General features: G+C 63.8%; 13 protein-coding genes and 1 pseudogene. 5 read left to right on the top strand and 9 right to left on the bottom strand.

Translation table 11 applies throughout. The features are described 5' to 3' along the window. Nucleotides 1-4 precede the first annotated feature (4 nt). From HU719_RS05210 to HU719_RS05185, 6 genes are all read right to left on the bottom strand, one after another. Entirely contained in the window at nucleotides 5-859 is an 855-nt protein-coding gene (locus tag HU719_RS05210) for an alpha/beta fold hydrolase (RefSeq protein WP_186534788.1), read from the bottom strand. Then, nucleotides 856-1644 carry an alpha/beta fold hydrolase gene (locus tag HU719_RS05205; protein WP_186518177.1) on the bottom strand — a complete coding sequence of 263 codons (789 nt, stop codon included), beginning with the start codon at nucleotides 1642-1644 and terminating at the stop codon, nucleotides 856-858. Before HU719_RS05205 ends, HU719_RS05210 begins: the two co-directional genes overlap by 4 nt. 90 nt (nucleotides 1645-1734) lie before the next feature. After that, nucleotides 1735-2127: a hypothetical protein gene (locus HU719_RS05200; protein ID WP_186518175.1), complete on the bottom strand. Its 393-nt coding sequence runs from the start codon at nucleotides 2125-2127 to the stop codon at nucleotides 1735-1737. Nucleotides 2128-2222: 95 nt separating this feature from the next. Next, on the bottom strand, nucleotides 2223-2681 hold the full coding sequence (gene sixA, locus HU719_RS05195) for a phosphohistidine phosphatase SixA (protein ID WP_186534787.1): 459 nt from the start codon (nucleotides 2679-2681) through the stop codon (nucleotides 2223-2225). Next, nucleotides 2678-3025 carry a DUF4389 domain-containing protein gene (locus HU719_RS05190; protein ID WP_186518171.1) on the bottom strand — a complete coding sequence of 116 codons (348 nt, stop codon included), beginning with the start codon at nucleotides 3023-3025 and terminating at the stop codon, nucleotides 2678-2680. Before HU719_RS05190 ends, sixA begins: the two co-directional genes overlap by 4 nt. A 16-nt stretch (nucleotides 3026-3041) precedes the next feature. Next, nucleotides 3042-4067: an NAD(P)H-dependent glycerol-3-phosphate dehydrogenase gene (locus tag HU719_RS05185; RefSeq protein ID WP_186518169.1), complete on the bottom strand. Its 1026-nt coding sequence runs from the start codon at nucleotides 4065-4067 to the stop codon at nucleotides 3042-3044. 175 nt (nucleotides 4068-4242) lie between these two features. Here HU719_RS05185 and HU719_RS05180 point away from each other — a divergent pair, with 175 nt between their 5' ends. From HU719_RS05180 to fabB, 5 genes are all read left to right on the top strand, one after another. Next, the gene (locus HU719_RS05180; RefSeq protein ID WP_186534815.1) at nucleotides 4243-6357 is read left to right on the top strand and encodes a TonB-dependent receptor plug domain-containing protein; all 2115 of its coding nucleotides are present in this window, start codon (nucleotides 4243-4245) and stop codon (nucleotides 6355-6357) included. Continuing rightward, on the top strand, nucleotides 6357-7247 hold the full coding sequence (locus tag HU719_RS05175; RefSeq protein ID WP_186534786.1) for an ABC transporter substrate-binding protein: 891 nt from the start codon (nucleotides 6357-6359) through the stop codon (nucleotides 7245-7247). The genes HU719_RS05180 and HU719_RS05175 overlap by 1 nt, the downstream gene beginning before the upstream one ends. Further along, on the top strand, nucleotides 7244-9172 hold the full coding sequence (locus tag HU719_RS05170) for a response regulator (protein ID WP_186534785.1): 1929 nt from the start codon (nucleotides 7244-7246) through the stop codon (nucleotides 9170-9172). Before HU719_RS05175 ends, HU719_RS05170 begins: the two co-directional genes overlap by 4 nt. Before the next feature lie 203 nt (nucleotides 9173-9375). Beyond that, on the top strand, nucleotides 9376-9891 hold the full coding sequence (fabA, locus tag HU719_RS05165) for a 3-hydroxyacyl-[acyl-carrier-protein] dehydratase FabA (RefSeq protein ID WP_186518163.1): 516 nt from the start codon (nucleotides 9376-9378) through the stop codon (nucleotides 9889-9891). 11 nt (nucleotides 9892-9902) lie between these two features. Further along, nucleotides 9903-11123, top strand: a complete 1221-nt coding sequence (gene fabB, locus HU719_RS05160) for a beta-ketoacyl-ACP synthase I (RefSeq protein WP_186534784.1) — start codon at nucleotides 9903-9905, stop codon at nucleotides 11121-11123. Between the two features lie 392 nt (nucleotides 11124-11515). On the opposite strand, the gene HU719_RS23825 is transcribed toward fabB, so the two are convergent. The 3 genes and pseudogenes from HU719_RS23825 to HU719_RS05150 form a co-directional block, all read right to left on the bottom strand. Further along, the gene (locus HU719_RS23825) at nucleotides 11516-12256 is read right to left on the bottom strand and encodes a methyl-accepting chemotaxis protein (protein WP_422631685.1); all 741 of its coding nucleotides are present in this window, start codon (nucleotides 12254-12256) and stop codon (nucleotides 11516-11518) included. A 114-nt stretch (nucleotides 12257-12370) separates the two neighbouring features. Then, nucleotides 12371-13141: pseudogene (locus HU719_RS23820) on the bottom strand (MCP four helix bundle domain-containing protein); the annotation flags it as partial. 92 nt (nucleotides 13142-13233) lie between these two features. Continuing rightward, nucleotides 13234-14250: an amidohydrolase family protein gene (locus tag HU719_RS05150; protein WP_186534782.1), complete on the bottom strand. Its 1017-nt coding sequence runs from the start codon at nucleotides 14248-14250 to the stop codon at nucleotides 13234-13236. Between the last annotated feature and the right edge of the window lie 31 nt (nucleotides 14251-14281).

Here is a 14281-nt window from a genome sequence, read left to right as displayed (position 1 = left end):
CAAGTCAAGGAAAGCCAAAGAAGCGATTGAAACAGTCTGCAACAAGGGCTGCACCGCCCTCATCATTCAGGTGCAGGTGATGACCACCTGGCAACACCACCTGCTCGAAGGGTAGCTGCTCCAGCAACTGCGTGTGGCGCGCCAGCATGCCGTCTGCCGCGACCACCAGGCAGGTCGGGCATTGCACCCGTTTTACGAAGGCCATGGCCTGGGCCTGGCTCAGGCGTTGTGGCGACGGCAGCGTCAGACGGCTGTCACTGCGCCAACTGTAACCGCCAGGCACCGGCATCAGCCCGCGCTGGGCCAACAACTGCGCGGCCTCGCGGCTGACGGCCACCATGCCTTTCATGCGTGCTTCAACCCCTTGTGCCTGGGTGGCGTAGACACTCTTGCGTTTGCCCTCCAGGCGCAACTGCGCGCGTAGCGCCATGCCCAGGCGCTCGGCCGGGTCTTGCTCGGCGGCAGTCGGCGGCAGCACGCCGTCGATCAATGCCAGGTGGCTGACCCGTTCGGGCAAGGCGCCTGCCAGCTGGACGCTGATAACCGCCCCGAGGGAATGGCCAAGCAGGGCAAAACGCTGCCAGCCGAGCTGTTCGGCAACCCGCAGCACATCATGGGCATAGTCCGCCAGGGCGTAGCTGGCGCCCGGCGGGCGATGTTCGGAATAGCCATGCCCGGCCAGGTCCAGGGCGACGATACGCAGGCCTTTTAACTGCGGTGCCAGGCGCGCGAAGCTGTTGGCGTTGTCCAGCCAGCCGTGCAAGGCAATCACCGGCAGGCCTTCGTGCGGGCCGAACAGGTGCGCGGCCAGCTCGATATGGCCCAGCGACAGACGCACTTCTTCAACCGGCTGGCTCATGCCTGGCTCCAACGTTCGAACAGGTTCATGAGCAGGCTGGCGGTGTCCAGCGGGCGCTCCAGCGGGAACATGTGCCCACCCGGCAGGCTGTGGTACTCGCCACGCGCCATGCCGCGCACGCCTAGGGCGTGGTGGCGGCGGATCACCCGGCTTTGGGCGCCACGCACCATCGCCAGTGGTACCTGCAACTGGCGCGGGGGCAGCGGGCTGGCGTGGGGGATATTGCGGTAGATGCTGATTTCGGTGGCCGGGTCAAAGCGCAGGCGCAGACCGCCGTCGGCCTGTTCCAGGCCATGCTGCAGATAGGCTTCGAGGCATTCTGGGTCGAAGTGGCGGAACAACGCTTTGCCGGCGAAATAGCGCCGGGCGCTGTCCAGGTCGGCAAATGCCTCGCGCCGGCCCAGGGTGCGCCCGGCAGGCGTGATGCGGTCGATAAAACCCCAGCGCTTGGCCGCCTGGATCAGCCACTGATCGGCGCGGGTCAGCACCGGCGAGTCGAGCATCACCACGCCGCGGTAATACTGCGGGCAGCGCAGCGCGGCGTGCAGGTGCAGCACGCCGCCCAAGGAGTGGCCAACCCCCCATACCGGGGCATCCTGCTGCTCCAGGTGGTGCAGCAGCTCGTCCACGAGGTTCTGCCAGTTGTCGTTCACCGGAAAGCGCGGGTCATGGCCGTGCTGACCCAGGTGCTGCACCGCATAGGTAGGCGCCAGCGCGGCGAACAGCTTGCCGTAGGTGGCAGACGGAAAGCCGTTGGCGTGGGCGAAGAATATCTGCTGCGACATGGCCGCCTGCTCTGCACGGGGAAAGGTTGCCCCATTGTCGACAAGCCAGGCACTGGCGGCAACGTCCGGAAAGGTCATCGCAGAGGGCGTTCAGGTCATCCCAGGGGACGTGAAACTGTCCAGTGAGCGGCGCAGGCAAGCCTGCACATAGGCCATCTGGTGCTCCAGCGCCTCGCGCGCCAGGCGTTGCTCCTGTTGCTGGAGCTTGAGCCGGCGCAGCGCCAGGCAGCTGGTCTGCAGCAGATGCGCCATACCCACACACGCGTCTTGCAGGCGCATCAGCTCGTCTTCGCCGTCGAACTGAACGCCCTGTTCGGTGCCTAGCTGCCTGCGCACCGAGGCCATCAACTGATACATCTTGGCATCCGCCGAATCGCGCAACAGGCTGTATTCGGCGAAACCCAGTACGCGGTCATCCTGCACTTTCTCAAGCGTGGGCTGCAGATCAACCGAACACACAAGGTCCATCCATCGGTTGCTCATGCCACTTCTCCAAGCATCGCGTTATTGCTTCCTGGCAATAACGCTAGCAAGGGCATGAACAGCGCCACAACTGGCAAAAGTATCAGTTGCCAAGCTCAACCGCAGTGGTGAAGGCCCTGAAGTGTCATCAACCCCGCCAACGGCCATTCACCGTCGAGTTGCGCAAGGCTTGCGGTGCTCATGGGTGCCGGCTGCTGGCGGTGGCCGTGCTCCAGCAGGCTGACCAGCACCCCCACCAGAGGCTGATGGCTGACCAGCAGCACCTGCTCCAGGCCCAGCCGCTCAAGCTCGGTAATGACCTGCTGCGGGTCGCTTTCCGGGGTCAGCCAAGGCGCCGTGCGCACCGGTTCGGTAAAGCCGAGGGCCTCACGCACCAAGGCTGCGGTCTGCTGGGCGCGAACATACGGGCTGGCGATGATTGCCTGTAACGGCTGGCCAAGCAGGCGTGCGGCGCTGAACAGCACCTGCTCACGGCCGTGCTCGGTCAACCGCCGTTCAGCGTCGGTGTTGGCACGTGGCTGCGCCTCGCCGTGGCGCAGCACCCACAGCTTCACAGCTTGGGCTCTTCGTCACGCACCGGGTGCGGCGCCGGGGCCACGGTGTGCGGGGCTTCGCCCTCGGCAGCACGCGGCGCCGGCCAGTCGGCGAACGGCCAGGGCTTCTGCTCGGTGTGGAAGGTGCCGAAGCGGCCGATCTGTGCCAGATACTGGCTCAGGCTGTCGCCAAAGTTCATCAGGCTGGCACTCGGCGCGCCGTAGATAATGCGGTAAACCAGTTGCACCAGCACCAGCCCGCCCAGCAGCAGCTCGGCCAGTTGCCAGATCACCAGGAACATGAGCATCCACAGTATCCGCAGGATGATCGACTCACGCTGGGCGTTTTCCGGCGTATCGTTCATGTGTCGCTCCTTCGTGTCAGTTGAAACCGCTGGTAGAAATGAAATCGACGTCGGTCTTGGGCTCGGCGCGCATCAGGTGTTCGATCACCTGGGTCAAGGTCCGGCCTTCGAAGAGAATGGCGTGCAGCCCGGCGACCAGCGGCATGTACACACCCACCTCCTGCGCCTTGGCCTTGAGCACCTTGAGGGTGTTGACCCCTTCGGCCACCTCGCCCAGGCGGTTGACCGCCTCTTCAAGGGTGAGACCCTGGCCCAGGGCGTGGCCCACCTGGTAGTTGCGGCTTTTGGGCGACGAACAGGTAACGATCAGGTCGCCCACACCGGCGAGGCCGAGGAAAGTCATCGGGTTGGCGCCAAGGCTTACCGCAAAGCGGGTCATTTCGGCCAAGGCGCGGGTGATCAGCATGCTCTTGGTGTTCTCGCCCATTTCCAGGGCGACGGCCATGCCGGAAATGATCGCGTAGACGTTCTTCAGCGCACCGCCAAGCTCAACCCCGAAGCGGTCGGCACTGGCATAGACGCGGAACGTGCGCCCATGCAGCACCGCCTGCACGCGCTGGCACAGTTGCTCGTCTTCGCTGGCGACCACGGTGGCGGTCAGGGCGTGCTCGGCGATCTCGCGGGCGAGGTTGGGGCCAGACAGCACGCCGATTCGCGCTTTGGGTGCGATTTCTTCGACGATCTGGCTCATCAGCTTGAAGCTCTGCGCCTCGATGCCCTTGGTCAGGCTCACCAGGCACTTGCCGCCCAGCAGCTCGGCATGCGGCGCCAGCACGCTGCGCAGCGCGCTCGATGGCAAGGCGACAAACACCAGGTCACTCCCCTGCAACGTGGCCAGCAGGTCGTTGACCGGCGTTACCCCATCATGCAGGCGAATACCTTTGAGATAGCGCGGGTTCTCGCGGTTGTTGCGCATTGCCTCGGCCTGGGCCGGGTCACGCATCCACTGCCGCACGGGGTGGCCGTTTTCGGCCAGCAGGTTCGCCACGGCGGTGCCGAAGCTACCTCCACCCAGAACTGCAACAGGTTGCTGTTCAGTCATATCCAGTCCGTTTACCCATAAAAAGTGGCGACCGGGGCATTATAGGGGCAAGCCGCGAGCCTCAAGCTACCAGAGACAAGAAAAGCAACAACACCGGCAACGCCTTGGCCGCTTATAGCCTGCAACTTGGCTGCTCGGGTAACATGCCGGCTCAATTTTGAAACAAGGTCGTACCGTGTTCCCAGGCACGCCCCCCTACCCTCGCCTGCTGCTGCTTACAGCCCTGCTCGGCGGGCCTGCCATGGCCGACGACCTGTTTATCGACAACCAGGACCTGCCGCAGGTTCTGACCGCCACACGCCTGAAACAATCCCCAGCCGCAGTACCGGGCAGCATGACCGTGCTCGACCGCGAGCTGATCCGCGCCAGCGGCGCGCGCGACATCCCCGAAGTGCTGCGCCTGGTGCCGGGCATGATGGTCGGCTACGGCGCCGGCAACCAGCCAACGGTCAATTACCATGGCAGCAACGTCAACGACGCCCGGCGCATGCAGGTATTGATCGACGGCCGCTCGGTGTATCGCGCAGGCCTTGCAACGGTTGACTGGAGCGATATTCCGGTGGCGCTCGAGGACATCGAGCGTATCGAGGTATTCCGCGGCCCCAACACCGTCAGCTATGGCGCCAACGCGCTGATGGCGGTGGTCAACATTCTCACCCGCAACCCCGCCGACAGCCACGGCACGCGGCTCAAGCTGACCCGCGGTGCAGACGGCATCAACGACTACTATGCCAGCCACGGCCTGGGCTGGGCTGACGGCGACCTGCGCCTGTCGGTGTCGGGCCAGCAGGACGACGGCTTTGACAAAGACGCCGTCGGCCATGACTACCGCGACAGCCGCCGCCTGAACCGCATCAACCTCAGCGCCAGCCATTACCTGAGCCACGACCAGACCCTGGACTGGCAACTGGCGGCCAAGGAAGGCAGCAACCAGCGCCCGTATACCTACCAGCCAATATTCGGCGCCTACAGCCTGGGCAACGATGCCGACGTCGATGCCAAGGACTACGCAGGCTCCATGCGCTGGAGCATCGATCTCAACCCGGATCACAGCCTGTACGTGCAAGGCTCGGCCCAGCACTTCGACCGCCAGCAGGTGTGGAGGGCGTGCGACGCGGCCATCGCCTTCAACCCAGACCTCACCCGGCTGTGGCAGCTCAGCCCCGCCTACGCCGAAACCGTTGCCCGCAACCTGTGGACCGGCAGCGTGCCGGCCAGCGCCGACCCGGTACTCAATGCCCTGGGCCAGCAGGTTCAGGCAAGCTGGGCGGCAGGCGGCAGCAGCCCGGTGTGCGGTGACGTCGACCAGAGCACCCGGGAAACCCGCTACGACCTTGAAATCCAGGACACCCTCAACCTGACCGACAGCTTGCGCATGGTCAGCGGCATGAACTACCGCTACGACAAGGCCGATTCGCAGACCTACTTCAATGGCAGCATCGACGACCAGACCTGGCGCCTGTTCGGCCAGCTTGAATGGCGCCTGGACGAACACTGGATCGTCCAGGGCGGCGCAATGCACGAGCGCTCGCAACTGTCGGGCAACTCGCTCACCCCTCGGGTTGCAGTGAACTACCTGATCACACCGCGCCACGGCCTGCGCGCGGTGTATTCCGAGGCGATCCGTTCGCCGGACATGTTCGAGAACAATGTGAACTGGAGCTACACGGTCAAAAACCTCACGCCGCGCCAGCCCGGTGTGCAAAACGGCCAGTTCTTCGTCAAGACCCGCGGCCCGGGCAACCTCGACCAGGAGCGCATGCGCTCGCGCGAGCTGGGCTACAACGGCTATTTCAGCGACCTCGACTTGAGCATGGATATCAAGTTGTTCTACGACGAGATCACCGGGATGATCAGCGAACCGTTGAAGAACAACCAGTTCATTGCCAGCAACGCCAACAAGGCTCGCTTCAGTGGCAGCGAGGCGCAGTTCGACTGGCAACTGAGCCGCCGCGACCGCCTGCGCCTGACCTACGCTTATGTCGATGCCTGGGCCAGTAACCCCGCCGACAGCCGCCTGACCGCGCGCAACAGCGGCTCGGCAGGCTGGATGCGTGAATGGGGCCAAGGCTGGTCGAGCGCGCTCTTCTATTACGGCGACGACGCGCTCAACGCTTACCGCTACGAGCGCATCGACCTGCGCCTGGCCAAACGCTTCAAGGTACAAGGCAGCAACCTTGAGCTGGCAGCGCTATGGCAGCAGCGCCTGGATGACGAGCCAACCACGGTGGCGCAGAACCGCTACGACAGCCGCCAACGCCTGAGCGTCAGCGCGGAGCTGGAATTCTGATGCTGATACTGCTGCGTTTATTGCTGCTGTGCCTGCTGCCCCTGGGCTCGTTGTCTGCCAGCGAAGTGCTGCTGGTGGGCGCCGACGACCAGCCTGGTATCCGCAGCTTCGTCAGCGCCCTGCAACAGCGCCGCGCCGACGACCAGGTGCAGTTTCGCGCGGTGGAGCAAATGCCTAAACCGGGGCAGTTGAAGGCCGGCACGCGCCTGGTGCTGCTGGACACCCCGGCCCTGGAATGGCGCCTGAGCGAGAGCGCCGGCCCACCTGCCCTGGCCCTGCGCGTCAGCCGGGTCCAGGCCGAGCGGCGTTTGGGCTCGTCGCGCCCGGCCTATCTCAGCTTGCTGTGGAGCGACCCGCCACTGGCCCGGCAATTGCGTTTGGCCCGCTACCTGCTGCCACAGGCGCGCCGCATCGGTGTGCTGTACGGCGAGCACAGCGCCTTCCTGCTCGATGAACTGCGCCAGGCCGCACGCCCGATGGGCCTGGAAATCGTCGCCCAGAGCTGGCACGACCTGCGCGACAGCCGCCCGTTGCAGCAACTGCTGGCCAACAGTGACGTGCTGCTGGGCCTCGACGACCCTGAACTGTACAACTCCAAATCCGCCAAGAACGTACTGCTGAGCAGCTACGGCCGGCAAATGGCGCTGATCGGTCCGAACGCAGGGTTTGTCCGCGCCGGCGCCCTGGCCAGCACCTATAGCGACCAGGACGACTGGCTGGCGGTGCTCGACGAGTTGCTCGACCAGCCGCCGGCACACTGGCCGCGCAGCCTCTACCCCGCACGCTTCGGTGTCAGCGGCAACCAGCAGGTTGCCCGCGCCCTGGGCCTTGAAGCCATCGCTGCCGAGGCCGCCGCTGCGGTCATTGCCGCAGGAGAACCCACCCCATGAGCAAACGCCTGAGCTGGGACATCCATACCCGCACGCAGATCATCAGCCTTGGCCCGGCGCTGCTGCTGACGCTGTTGCTGATCGGTTTCTTCACCTTCGTGCGCATCCAGGATTTGCGCCAGGAGCTGAACCATACCGGGCAACTGATTGCCAACCAGCTGGCGCCGGCCTCGGAGTACGGGGTGATCTCGGGCAACAACGAGGTGCTCGACAGCCTCATGCGCGCTACGTTGAGCATCCCCCACGTGCGCTTTCTGGAGGTGCAGGACAGCCGCAACCATATTCTGGTGTATGTCGAGCAAGCCGATGAAAGCGCCAACCGGGCGCAGCGCGTCGAGGTGTTCCAGGCGCCGATCCGCTTGCAGCAGATCCGCCTTGACGCCGATTTTCTGCAGGGTAAGCCGCAACTACCGAGCCTGGGCGATGACTACTTGGGGCGGGTAATCGTCGGCATGTCCGACGATGCCTTCAGCGAGCGTCAGCAGGAAATCGTGATCAAGGCCGGCATTCTCGCCCTCTTCGCCCTGGTGTTCACTTTCCTGCTGGCGCGGCGCCTGGCCATGAGCCTGTCGCGGCCCATCAGCGATATGGGCCATGCCGTAAAGGCCATCCAGCAAGGCGACTTCAACGCGCCGCTACCTGAGGTTGACGACACCGAGCTGGGCCATCTGGCGCGGCACATCAACAACCTGGCCAGCGCCCTGAACCTCGCAGCCCACGAGCAGCAGCAGGCCATGGGCCAGCTGATTCAGGCCCGCGAAGAGGCCGAGCAGGCCAACCGGGCCAAATCCGACTTCCTGGCGATGATGAGCCATGAGCTGCGCACCCCCATGAATGGCGTGCTGGGCATGCTGCAACTGCTGGAAACCACCCGATTGACCGGCGAGCAGGCCGAGTACACCGCCGTGGCCAGCGAATCCACCGGCCATTTGCTCAAGGTGATCAACGACATTCTCGATTTCTCGCGCATCGAGCGCACCACCCTTGAGCTTGAGCACATCGACTTCAACCTGGCCCAGCTGATCAGCAGTTGCGTGCAGTCGTTCCAGCACACCGCCCAGCAGCGCGGCCTGCAACTGCGCCTGCAACTGCCCGAGGATGCAGCGCCCACGCGGGTGGTCGGCGACCCGACGCGCATCCGGCAAATACTGCTCAACCTGGTGGGCAATGCGCTGAAGTTCACCGAACAAGGCGAAGTTACCGTGCAGGCGCGCTGGCAACTGCTCGAGCGCCAGGTGTTGTGGTTCAGTTGCGCAGTGCGCGATACCGGCATCGGCATTGACAGCGCTCGCCTGGAAACCATGTTCGTGGCCTTTCAGCAGGCCGACAGTTCGATTTCGCGGCGCTATGGTGGCACCGGCCTTGGCCTGTCGATCGCGCGCACCCTGGCCGAGCGCATGGGCGGCCAGCTAAAGGGCACGAGCCGCGTGGGCATTGGCTCGACCTTTACCTTGGAAATGCCGCTGGCGCTGTCCAGCAGCCCGGCGCCGCGCCTGTCAGGCGCAGCCAGCCCCATGACCACGGGCAAACACGGCGGGCGGATACTGCTGGTGGAGGATAACCTGGTCAATCAAAGCGTGATGGAGGCCATGCTGCGCAGCCTTGGCTTTGACGTGGGGCTGGCCACCGACGCCGCAGAGGCGGTCGAGCTGATCAGCCAGCAGCCGTTCGATGCGGTGCTGATGGACTGCCGCCTGCCACTGGTCGATGGCTATGAGGCCACCCGGCGTATCCGCCAGTTGCCACAGGGCGAAGGGCTGCCGATCATCGCCCTGACCGCCAATGTACTGGAGGGCGATCGCGAGCGTTGCCTGGCTGCAGGAATGAACGATTACCTGAGCAAACCGTTCAAACGCACTGACTTGCAGCTCACCCTGCGCCGCTGGTTGCCCGGTCAGGAAGCTGCGACTGGCGATAAATGCTAAAGTGCGGCAGTCTTAAAGACTGGACAGGACCGACGCAGGCCCTGAAAATGCATTTCAGTGCACACCTGTACTCATTTGCCAGGTGCGCTGTGACTTTCACCACAACGCAATAGTCTACCTGTAGGCTGCCGCCTCGGATGCCAAGCATTCGGGCCGGCCGGGAAGATTCGTCCCCTGCCACAGGGGGTTATTGAGGAGCTCGCATGACCAAACAACACGCCTTTACTCGGGAAGACCTGCTGCGCTGCAGTCGCGGTGAGCTGTTCGGCCCAGGTAATGCGCAACTGCCCGCGCCGAACATGCTGATGGTCGATCGCATCACCCATATCAGTGAAGAAGGCGGCAAGTACGGCAAAGGTGAATTGGTCGCCGAGCTGGATATCAACCCGGACCTGTGGTTCTTCGCCTGTCACTTCGAAGGTGACCCGGTGATGCCAGGCTGCCTGGGCCTCGATGCCATGTGGCAGCTGGTAGGCTTCTTCCTCGGCTGGCAGGGCTTGCCAGGCCGTGGTCGTGCCCTGGGTTCGGGCGAAGTGAAATTCTTTGGCCAGGTTCTCCCTACTGCCAAGAAAGTCACCTACAACATTCATATCAAGCGCGTCCTGAAGGGCAAGCTGAACATGGCCATCGCCGATGGTTCGGTCAGCGTCGACGGCCGCGAGATCTACACCGCCGAAGGCCTGCGGGTCGGCGTGTTCACCTCCACTGAAAACTTCTAAGGGTTATTCGCATGCGCCGCGTCGTTATCACTGGTCTGGGCATCGTGTCGTGCCTGGGCAATGACAAAGGTACTGTCACCGAAAACCTGCGCAACAGCCGTCCGGGTATCCGTTTCAACCCGGAATACAAGGAAATGGGGCTGCGCAGCCAGGTTTCCGGCTCCATCGACCTGAACCTCGAAGAACTGATCGACCGCAAGGTCTATCGCTTCGTTGGTCACGCCGCTGCCTACGCCTACCTGGCGATGCAGGACGCGATCAAGGACTCCGGGCTGACTGAAGAGCAAGTGTCGAACCCGCGTACCGGCCTGGTTGCCGGCTCCGGTGGCGCTTCCACGCTGAACCAGATGGAAGCCCTGGACACCCTGCGCGAAAAAGGCGTCAAGCGTGTCGGCCCATACCGCGTAACCCGCACCATGGGAAGCACCGTTTCGGCGTGCCTGGCCACACCGTTCAAGATCAAGGGCCTGAACTACTCGATCTCGTCGGCCTGCGCGACCTCGGCACACTGCATCGGCACCGCCATGGAGCAGATCCAGTGGGGCAAGCAGGACATCGTGTTCGCTGGCGGCGGTGAAGAAGAGCACTGGAGCCAGTCGTTCTTGTTCGATGCCATGGGCGCCCTGTCGACCAAGCGCAACGAAACCCCTGAGCTGGCCTCGCGCGCCTACGACGCTGACCGTGATGGCTTCGTCATCGCTGGCGGCGGCGGCATGGTGGTGGTCGAGGAGCTGGAGCACGCTCTGGCCCGTGGCGCCAAGATCTACGCCGAAATCGTCGGCTACGGCGCGACGTCCGACGGCTACGACATGGTCGCCCCGAGCGGCGAAGGCGCCATCCGCTGCATGCAGCAGGCGCTGGCCACCGTCGACACCCCGATCGACTACCTGAACACCCACGGCACCTCGACCCCAGTCGGCGATGTCGCCGAAATGAAAGGTGTGCGTGCAGTGTTCGGCGACAAGGCTCCGAAGATCAGCTCGACCAAGAGCCTGTCGGGCCACTCGCTGGGCGCTGCTGGCGTGCACGAGGCGATCTACTGCCTGCTGATGATGGAAAACAACTTCATCGCCGGCTCCGCCAACATCGACGAGCTGGACCCGGAAGTTGCCGACCTGCCGGTCCTGACCAAAACCGAAGAGAACGCCAAGCTCGATACCGTCATGAGCAACAGCTTCGGCTTCGGCGGCACCAACGCTACCTTGGTGCTCAAGCGCTGGGCCGGCAAGTGATCGCCTGACACGCTTGCCTGAAATGCCCCGGCTTTTGCCGGGGCGTTTTTGTTTGTGGTGCGGGGAATGCTTGGCTGTGGCCTTGAACGACTTCTTGGGAGGTTCTATGGTTTTGTGCAAGCCTGGGTTGGCCTCATCGCAGGCTATCGCCAGCTCCCACAGAGGCCATGTTCAACCGCAACCTTGCTGGTTGGACCCAATCCTGTGGGAAATGATAGACAGTTGTGGCGAGCGGGCTTGTACAAAACCATAGAATCTCCCACAGAAACCGCGCACAGTCGCAATATAGAGGCCTTGCCCAGCCCCTGTGGGAGCTGGCGATAGCCTGCGATGAGGCCGAAGCAGGCCTGCACGTAAAGGTGCCCCCAGAGGAATCCTCAAGCCCCGCCGCGCTATACCGAAAACCGTTGCACCAAGGTATTGAGGTCAACCGCCAGCCGCGACAGCGCCTGACTGGCCGCCGAGGTTTGCTCGGCACCGGCCGATGACTGCAGGGCGAGGTCGCGGATAGTGGTGATGTTACGGTCCACCTCCCGCGCCACCTGGGCCTGCTGCTCCGAAGCGCTGGCGATTACCAGGTTGCGTTCGTTGATCTGCCCGATGGCTGCGGCAATCGCCTCCAGCGCAGCGCCAGCGGCATGCGCCCCGTCCAGGGTCGAACGGGCCTGGGCATCGCTGTGCTGCATGCCCAGCACCGCGCGCTCGGCGCCACCCTGGATGGCGGTGATCATCTGCTCGATCTCGCGGGTAGACGTCTGCGTACGGTGGGCCAGCGCCCGCACCTCATCGGCCACCACCGCAAAACCGCGCCCGGCCTCCCCGGCTCGCGCTGCCTCGATGGCAGCGTTGAGAGCCAGCAGGTTGGTCTGCCCGGCAATCGCACCGATTACATCCAGCACCTTGCTGATATCACGCACCTGTTGCGCCAATTGACCGACTTCCTCGGCATTGCCGGCAACGCCACTGGCCAGGGCCTCAATGGCGCTGACAGTGGCCTGCACCTGCTCGCGGCCCTGGCGGGCGATGCGGTCCGACTCGCGCGACGCCTCGGAGGTCGCTACGGCGTTACGGGCCACCTCCTCCACCGCTGCGCTCATCTGGTTCACCGCGGTGGCCGCCTGGTCGATTTCCATGCTCTGCTGCTGCAAACCACGGGTCGCGTCATCGGTGACGGCACTGAGTTCCTCCGAGGCAGAGGCCAGTTGGCCGGCGGAGTCTGAAATCCGCGCGATGGTCTCGCGCAGGCTGGTTTGCATGCGTTTGAGCGCAGCCAGCAAGCGGGCAGGCTCGTCCTCGCCCTGCACGTTGATCTGCGGCGTCAGATCGCCCGTGGCGACCGTTTCGGCCACCTGCAGCGACTGCCCGAGCGGGCGCACGATGCTGCGCGTCAGGGCTAGCGCCAGCACCACGGTAAGGGTCAACGCGGCCACCAGCAGCCCCAACACCCATACCCGCGCACCACTGTAGACCGCCTCGGCCATGGCCGTGGCAAGCCCGGCATGCTGGTTGTTAAGTGCGATCAGTTCATTGAGGGTGGCGGTCACCTGGTCGGCGATGTGGTTCATTTCACCGTTGACCATGGTCGCAGCAGCGTCTATACGGCCCTGGGTGGCCAACTGCACGACTTGCGCCTGCAAGGCCATGTACTGCTTCTCCAGGGCCTGATAGCGGGCGAACAGCTCGCGCTCTTCAGGCAGCACGATCAATTCATCGTAATGGGCCTGAGCCCTGGTCAGCCGGCCTTTGATTTCATCGATACGGGCGCTGTTCTGCTGCTGGGCAGTGGCATCGGTGTTGACCAGCAGGCGCAGGGTCAGGGCGCGGATGCGCAGCATGTCCTGGGTCATACTGGCGACCGAGATGATACTGGGCAGCCAGTTGTCATCGACCTGCTCGGCCTGCTGGCGCATGTCGGTCATCTGCTTCAGGGCAAGGCTGCCCAGGGCCACCACCAACAGCGCCATGATGCCAAAACCAAGGCCTGCGCGCGGGGCAATGTTCAAGCGTCTCAGGTTCATTCGGGTTCCCTCCCAAAAACGATCATCCACCGCTAATAGAAGGTATCGGGCCATCCAGAATTTGCGTAAGACGAAAACGCGATATCAAAACCCTAGTTCCCAGGCTTCGCCGCTTTTGGCAACACCGCCAGGAAATTATCCCGCGCCACCTTGCGGGCCACCTCCTGCGGCAATGCATCGAGGAACGGCTTGAAACCGTGCATTTGCTCGCCAATGCTGTCAAAGCGACCAACCACGTCAGAGCCCAGCATGAAGCGCTCCGGGAAGCGCTCGACCAGTTCAACCCAGGCCTTGCGCGGCACACCGTGCTCATCCAGCAGATACGGCCTTAGCACGCTCCAGGACAGGTCTACATACAGGTTCGGGTAATCCGCCAGCAGCCTGCTCAACACCGGCAGGAGGAAATCCATCTGTGTCTGGTGGCGGTGGATTTCCATGCTGCTGCCCGCATGGGCCCAGATGAACCGGGTGTGCGGGTGGTTGCGCAACGGCTCTTCGATCTCCGCCAGGTACAGCGGGTTGCGCTCGCGCTTGGAGGTGATATTGGAGTGCAGCAACACCGGCAGGTCGTGCTCGGCGGCCAGGTGGTAGATGCGCGTCATGGCCTCGTTGTTGGCCCGCGGCGTATCGCCGCTGGTCAGGGCGGTCAGGTCATCATGGCGGGTGAACACCTCGCCGATGCCCTGCCACAAGCCTGGGTAGAGTTCGAGCATGCGCTCGATATGGCTGGCAGCGTTCTTGTCCACCGGGTTGAAACCGGTGAGAAACGGGTGAAAGCGGCTGCGCTGCGCTGGGGTGAGCTTTTGCAGGGCAGCAGCTACGTAAACGTCGGTGGCGCTGTACCAGTAGGCATCGGCATCGTCGCCTGCGTAGTAACGCGGGCGCTTGGGCTCATCCTCGTGCCACTTCTTGGCCACCGAAACGCCGGAGATCATCGACTGCTCAACGCCTGCGGCATCCATGGCCTTGAGCAGCGCCGGCATGCCTTCGGTTTCCTGGAAGAAATCCACATAGTGCAGATGGGCGTCGCTGTAACGGTAGTCTCGGGCCTGGGCGGCCGGGTGCAGGCAACTGCTCAACAACAGGCAAGCGAGCGCTCGGGCGATCATGGTCAGTTCCTTGGGGATCCAGAACTGAATA

It is taken from the genome of Pseudomonas farsensis, from assembly GCF_014268805.2.
GTDB classification, from domain to species: Bacteria; Pseudomonadota; Gammaproteobacteria; order Pseudomonadales; family Pseudomonadaceae; genus Aquipseudomonas; species Aquipseudomonas farsensis.
The sequence above is the reverse complement of the archived record's forward strand: the minus strand, read 5'-3'. Positions and strand labels throughout refer to the sequence as shown.

Coding starts and splice junctions, on each gene's coding strand:
- HU719_RS05210 (WP_186534788.1), bottom strand. CDS start 859: ATGAGCCAGCCGGTTGAAGAAGTGCGTCTGTCGCTGGGCCATATCGAG.
- HU719_RS05205 (WP_186518177.1), bottom strand. CDS start 1,644: ATGTCGCAGCAGATATTCTTCGCCCACGCCAACGGCTTTCCGTCTGCC.
- HU719_RS05200 (WP_186518175.1), bottom strand. CDS start 2,127: ATGAGCAACCGATGGATGGACCTTGTGTGTTCGGTTGATCTGCAGCCC.
- HU719_RS05190 (WP_186518171.1), bottom strand. CDS start 3,025: ATGAACGATACGCCGGAAAACGCCCAGCGTGAGTCGATCATCCTGCGG.
- HU719_RS05185 (WP_186518169.1), bottom strand. CDS start 4,067: ATGACTGAACAGCAACCTGTTGCAGTTCTGGGTGGAGGTAGCTTCGGC.
- HU719_RS05175 (WP_186534786.1), top strand. CDS start 6,357: ATGCTGATACTGCTGCGTTTATTGCTGCTGTGCCTGCTGCCCCTGGGC.
- HU719_RS05170 (WP_186534785.1), top strand. CDS start 7,244: ATGAGCAAACGCCTGAGCTGGGACATCCATACCCGCACGCAGATCATC.
- fabA (WP_186518163.1), top strand. CDS start 9,376: ATGACCAAACAACACGCCTTTACTCGGGAAGACCTGCTGCGCTGCAGT.
- fabB (WP_186534784.1), top strand. CDS start 9,903: ATGCGCCGCGTCGTTATCACTGGTCTGGGCATCGTGTCGTGCCTGGGC.
- HU719_RS23825 (WP_422631685.1), bottom strand. CDS start 12,256: ATGGAAATCGACCAGGCGGCCACCGCGGTGAACCAGATGAGCGCAGCG.
- HU719_RS05150 (WP_186534782.1), bottom strand. CDS start 14,250: ATGATCGCCCGAGCGCTCGCTTGCCTGTTGTTGAGCAGTTGCCTGCAC.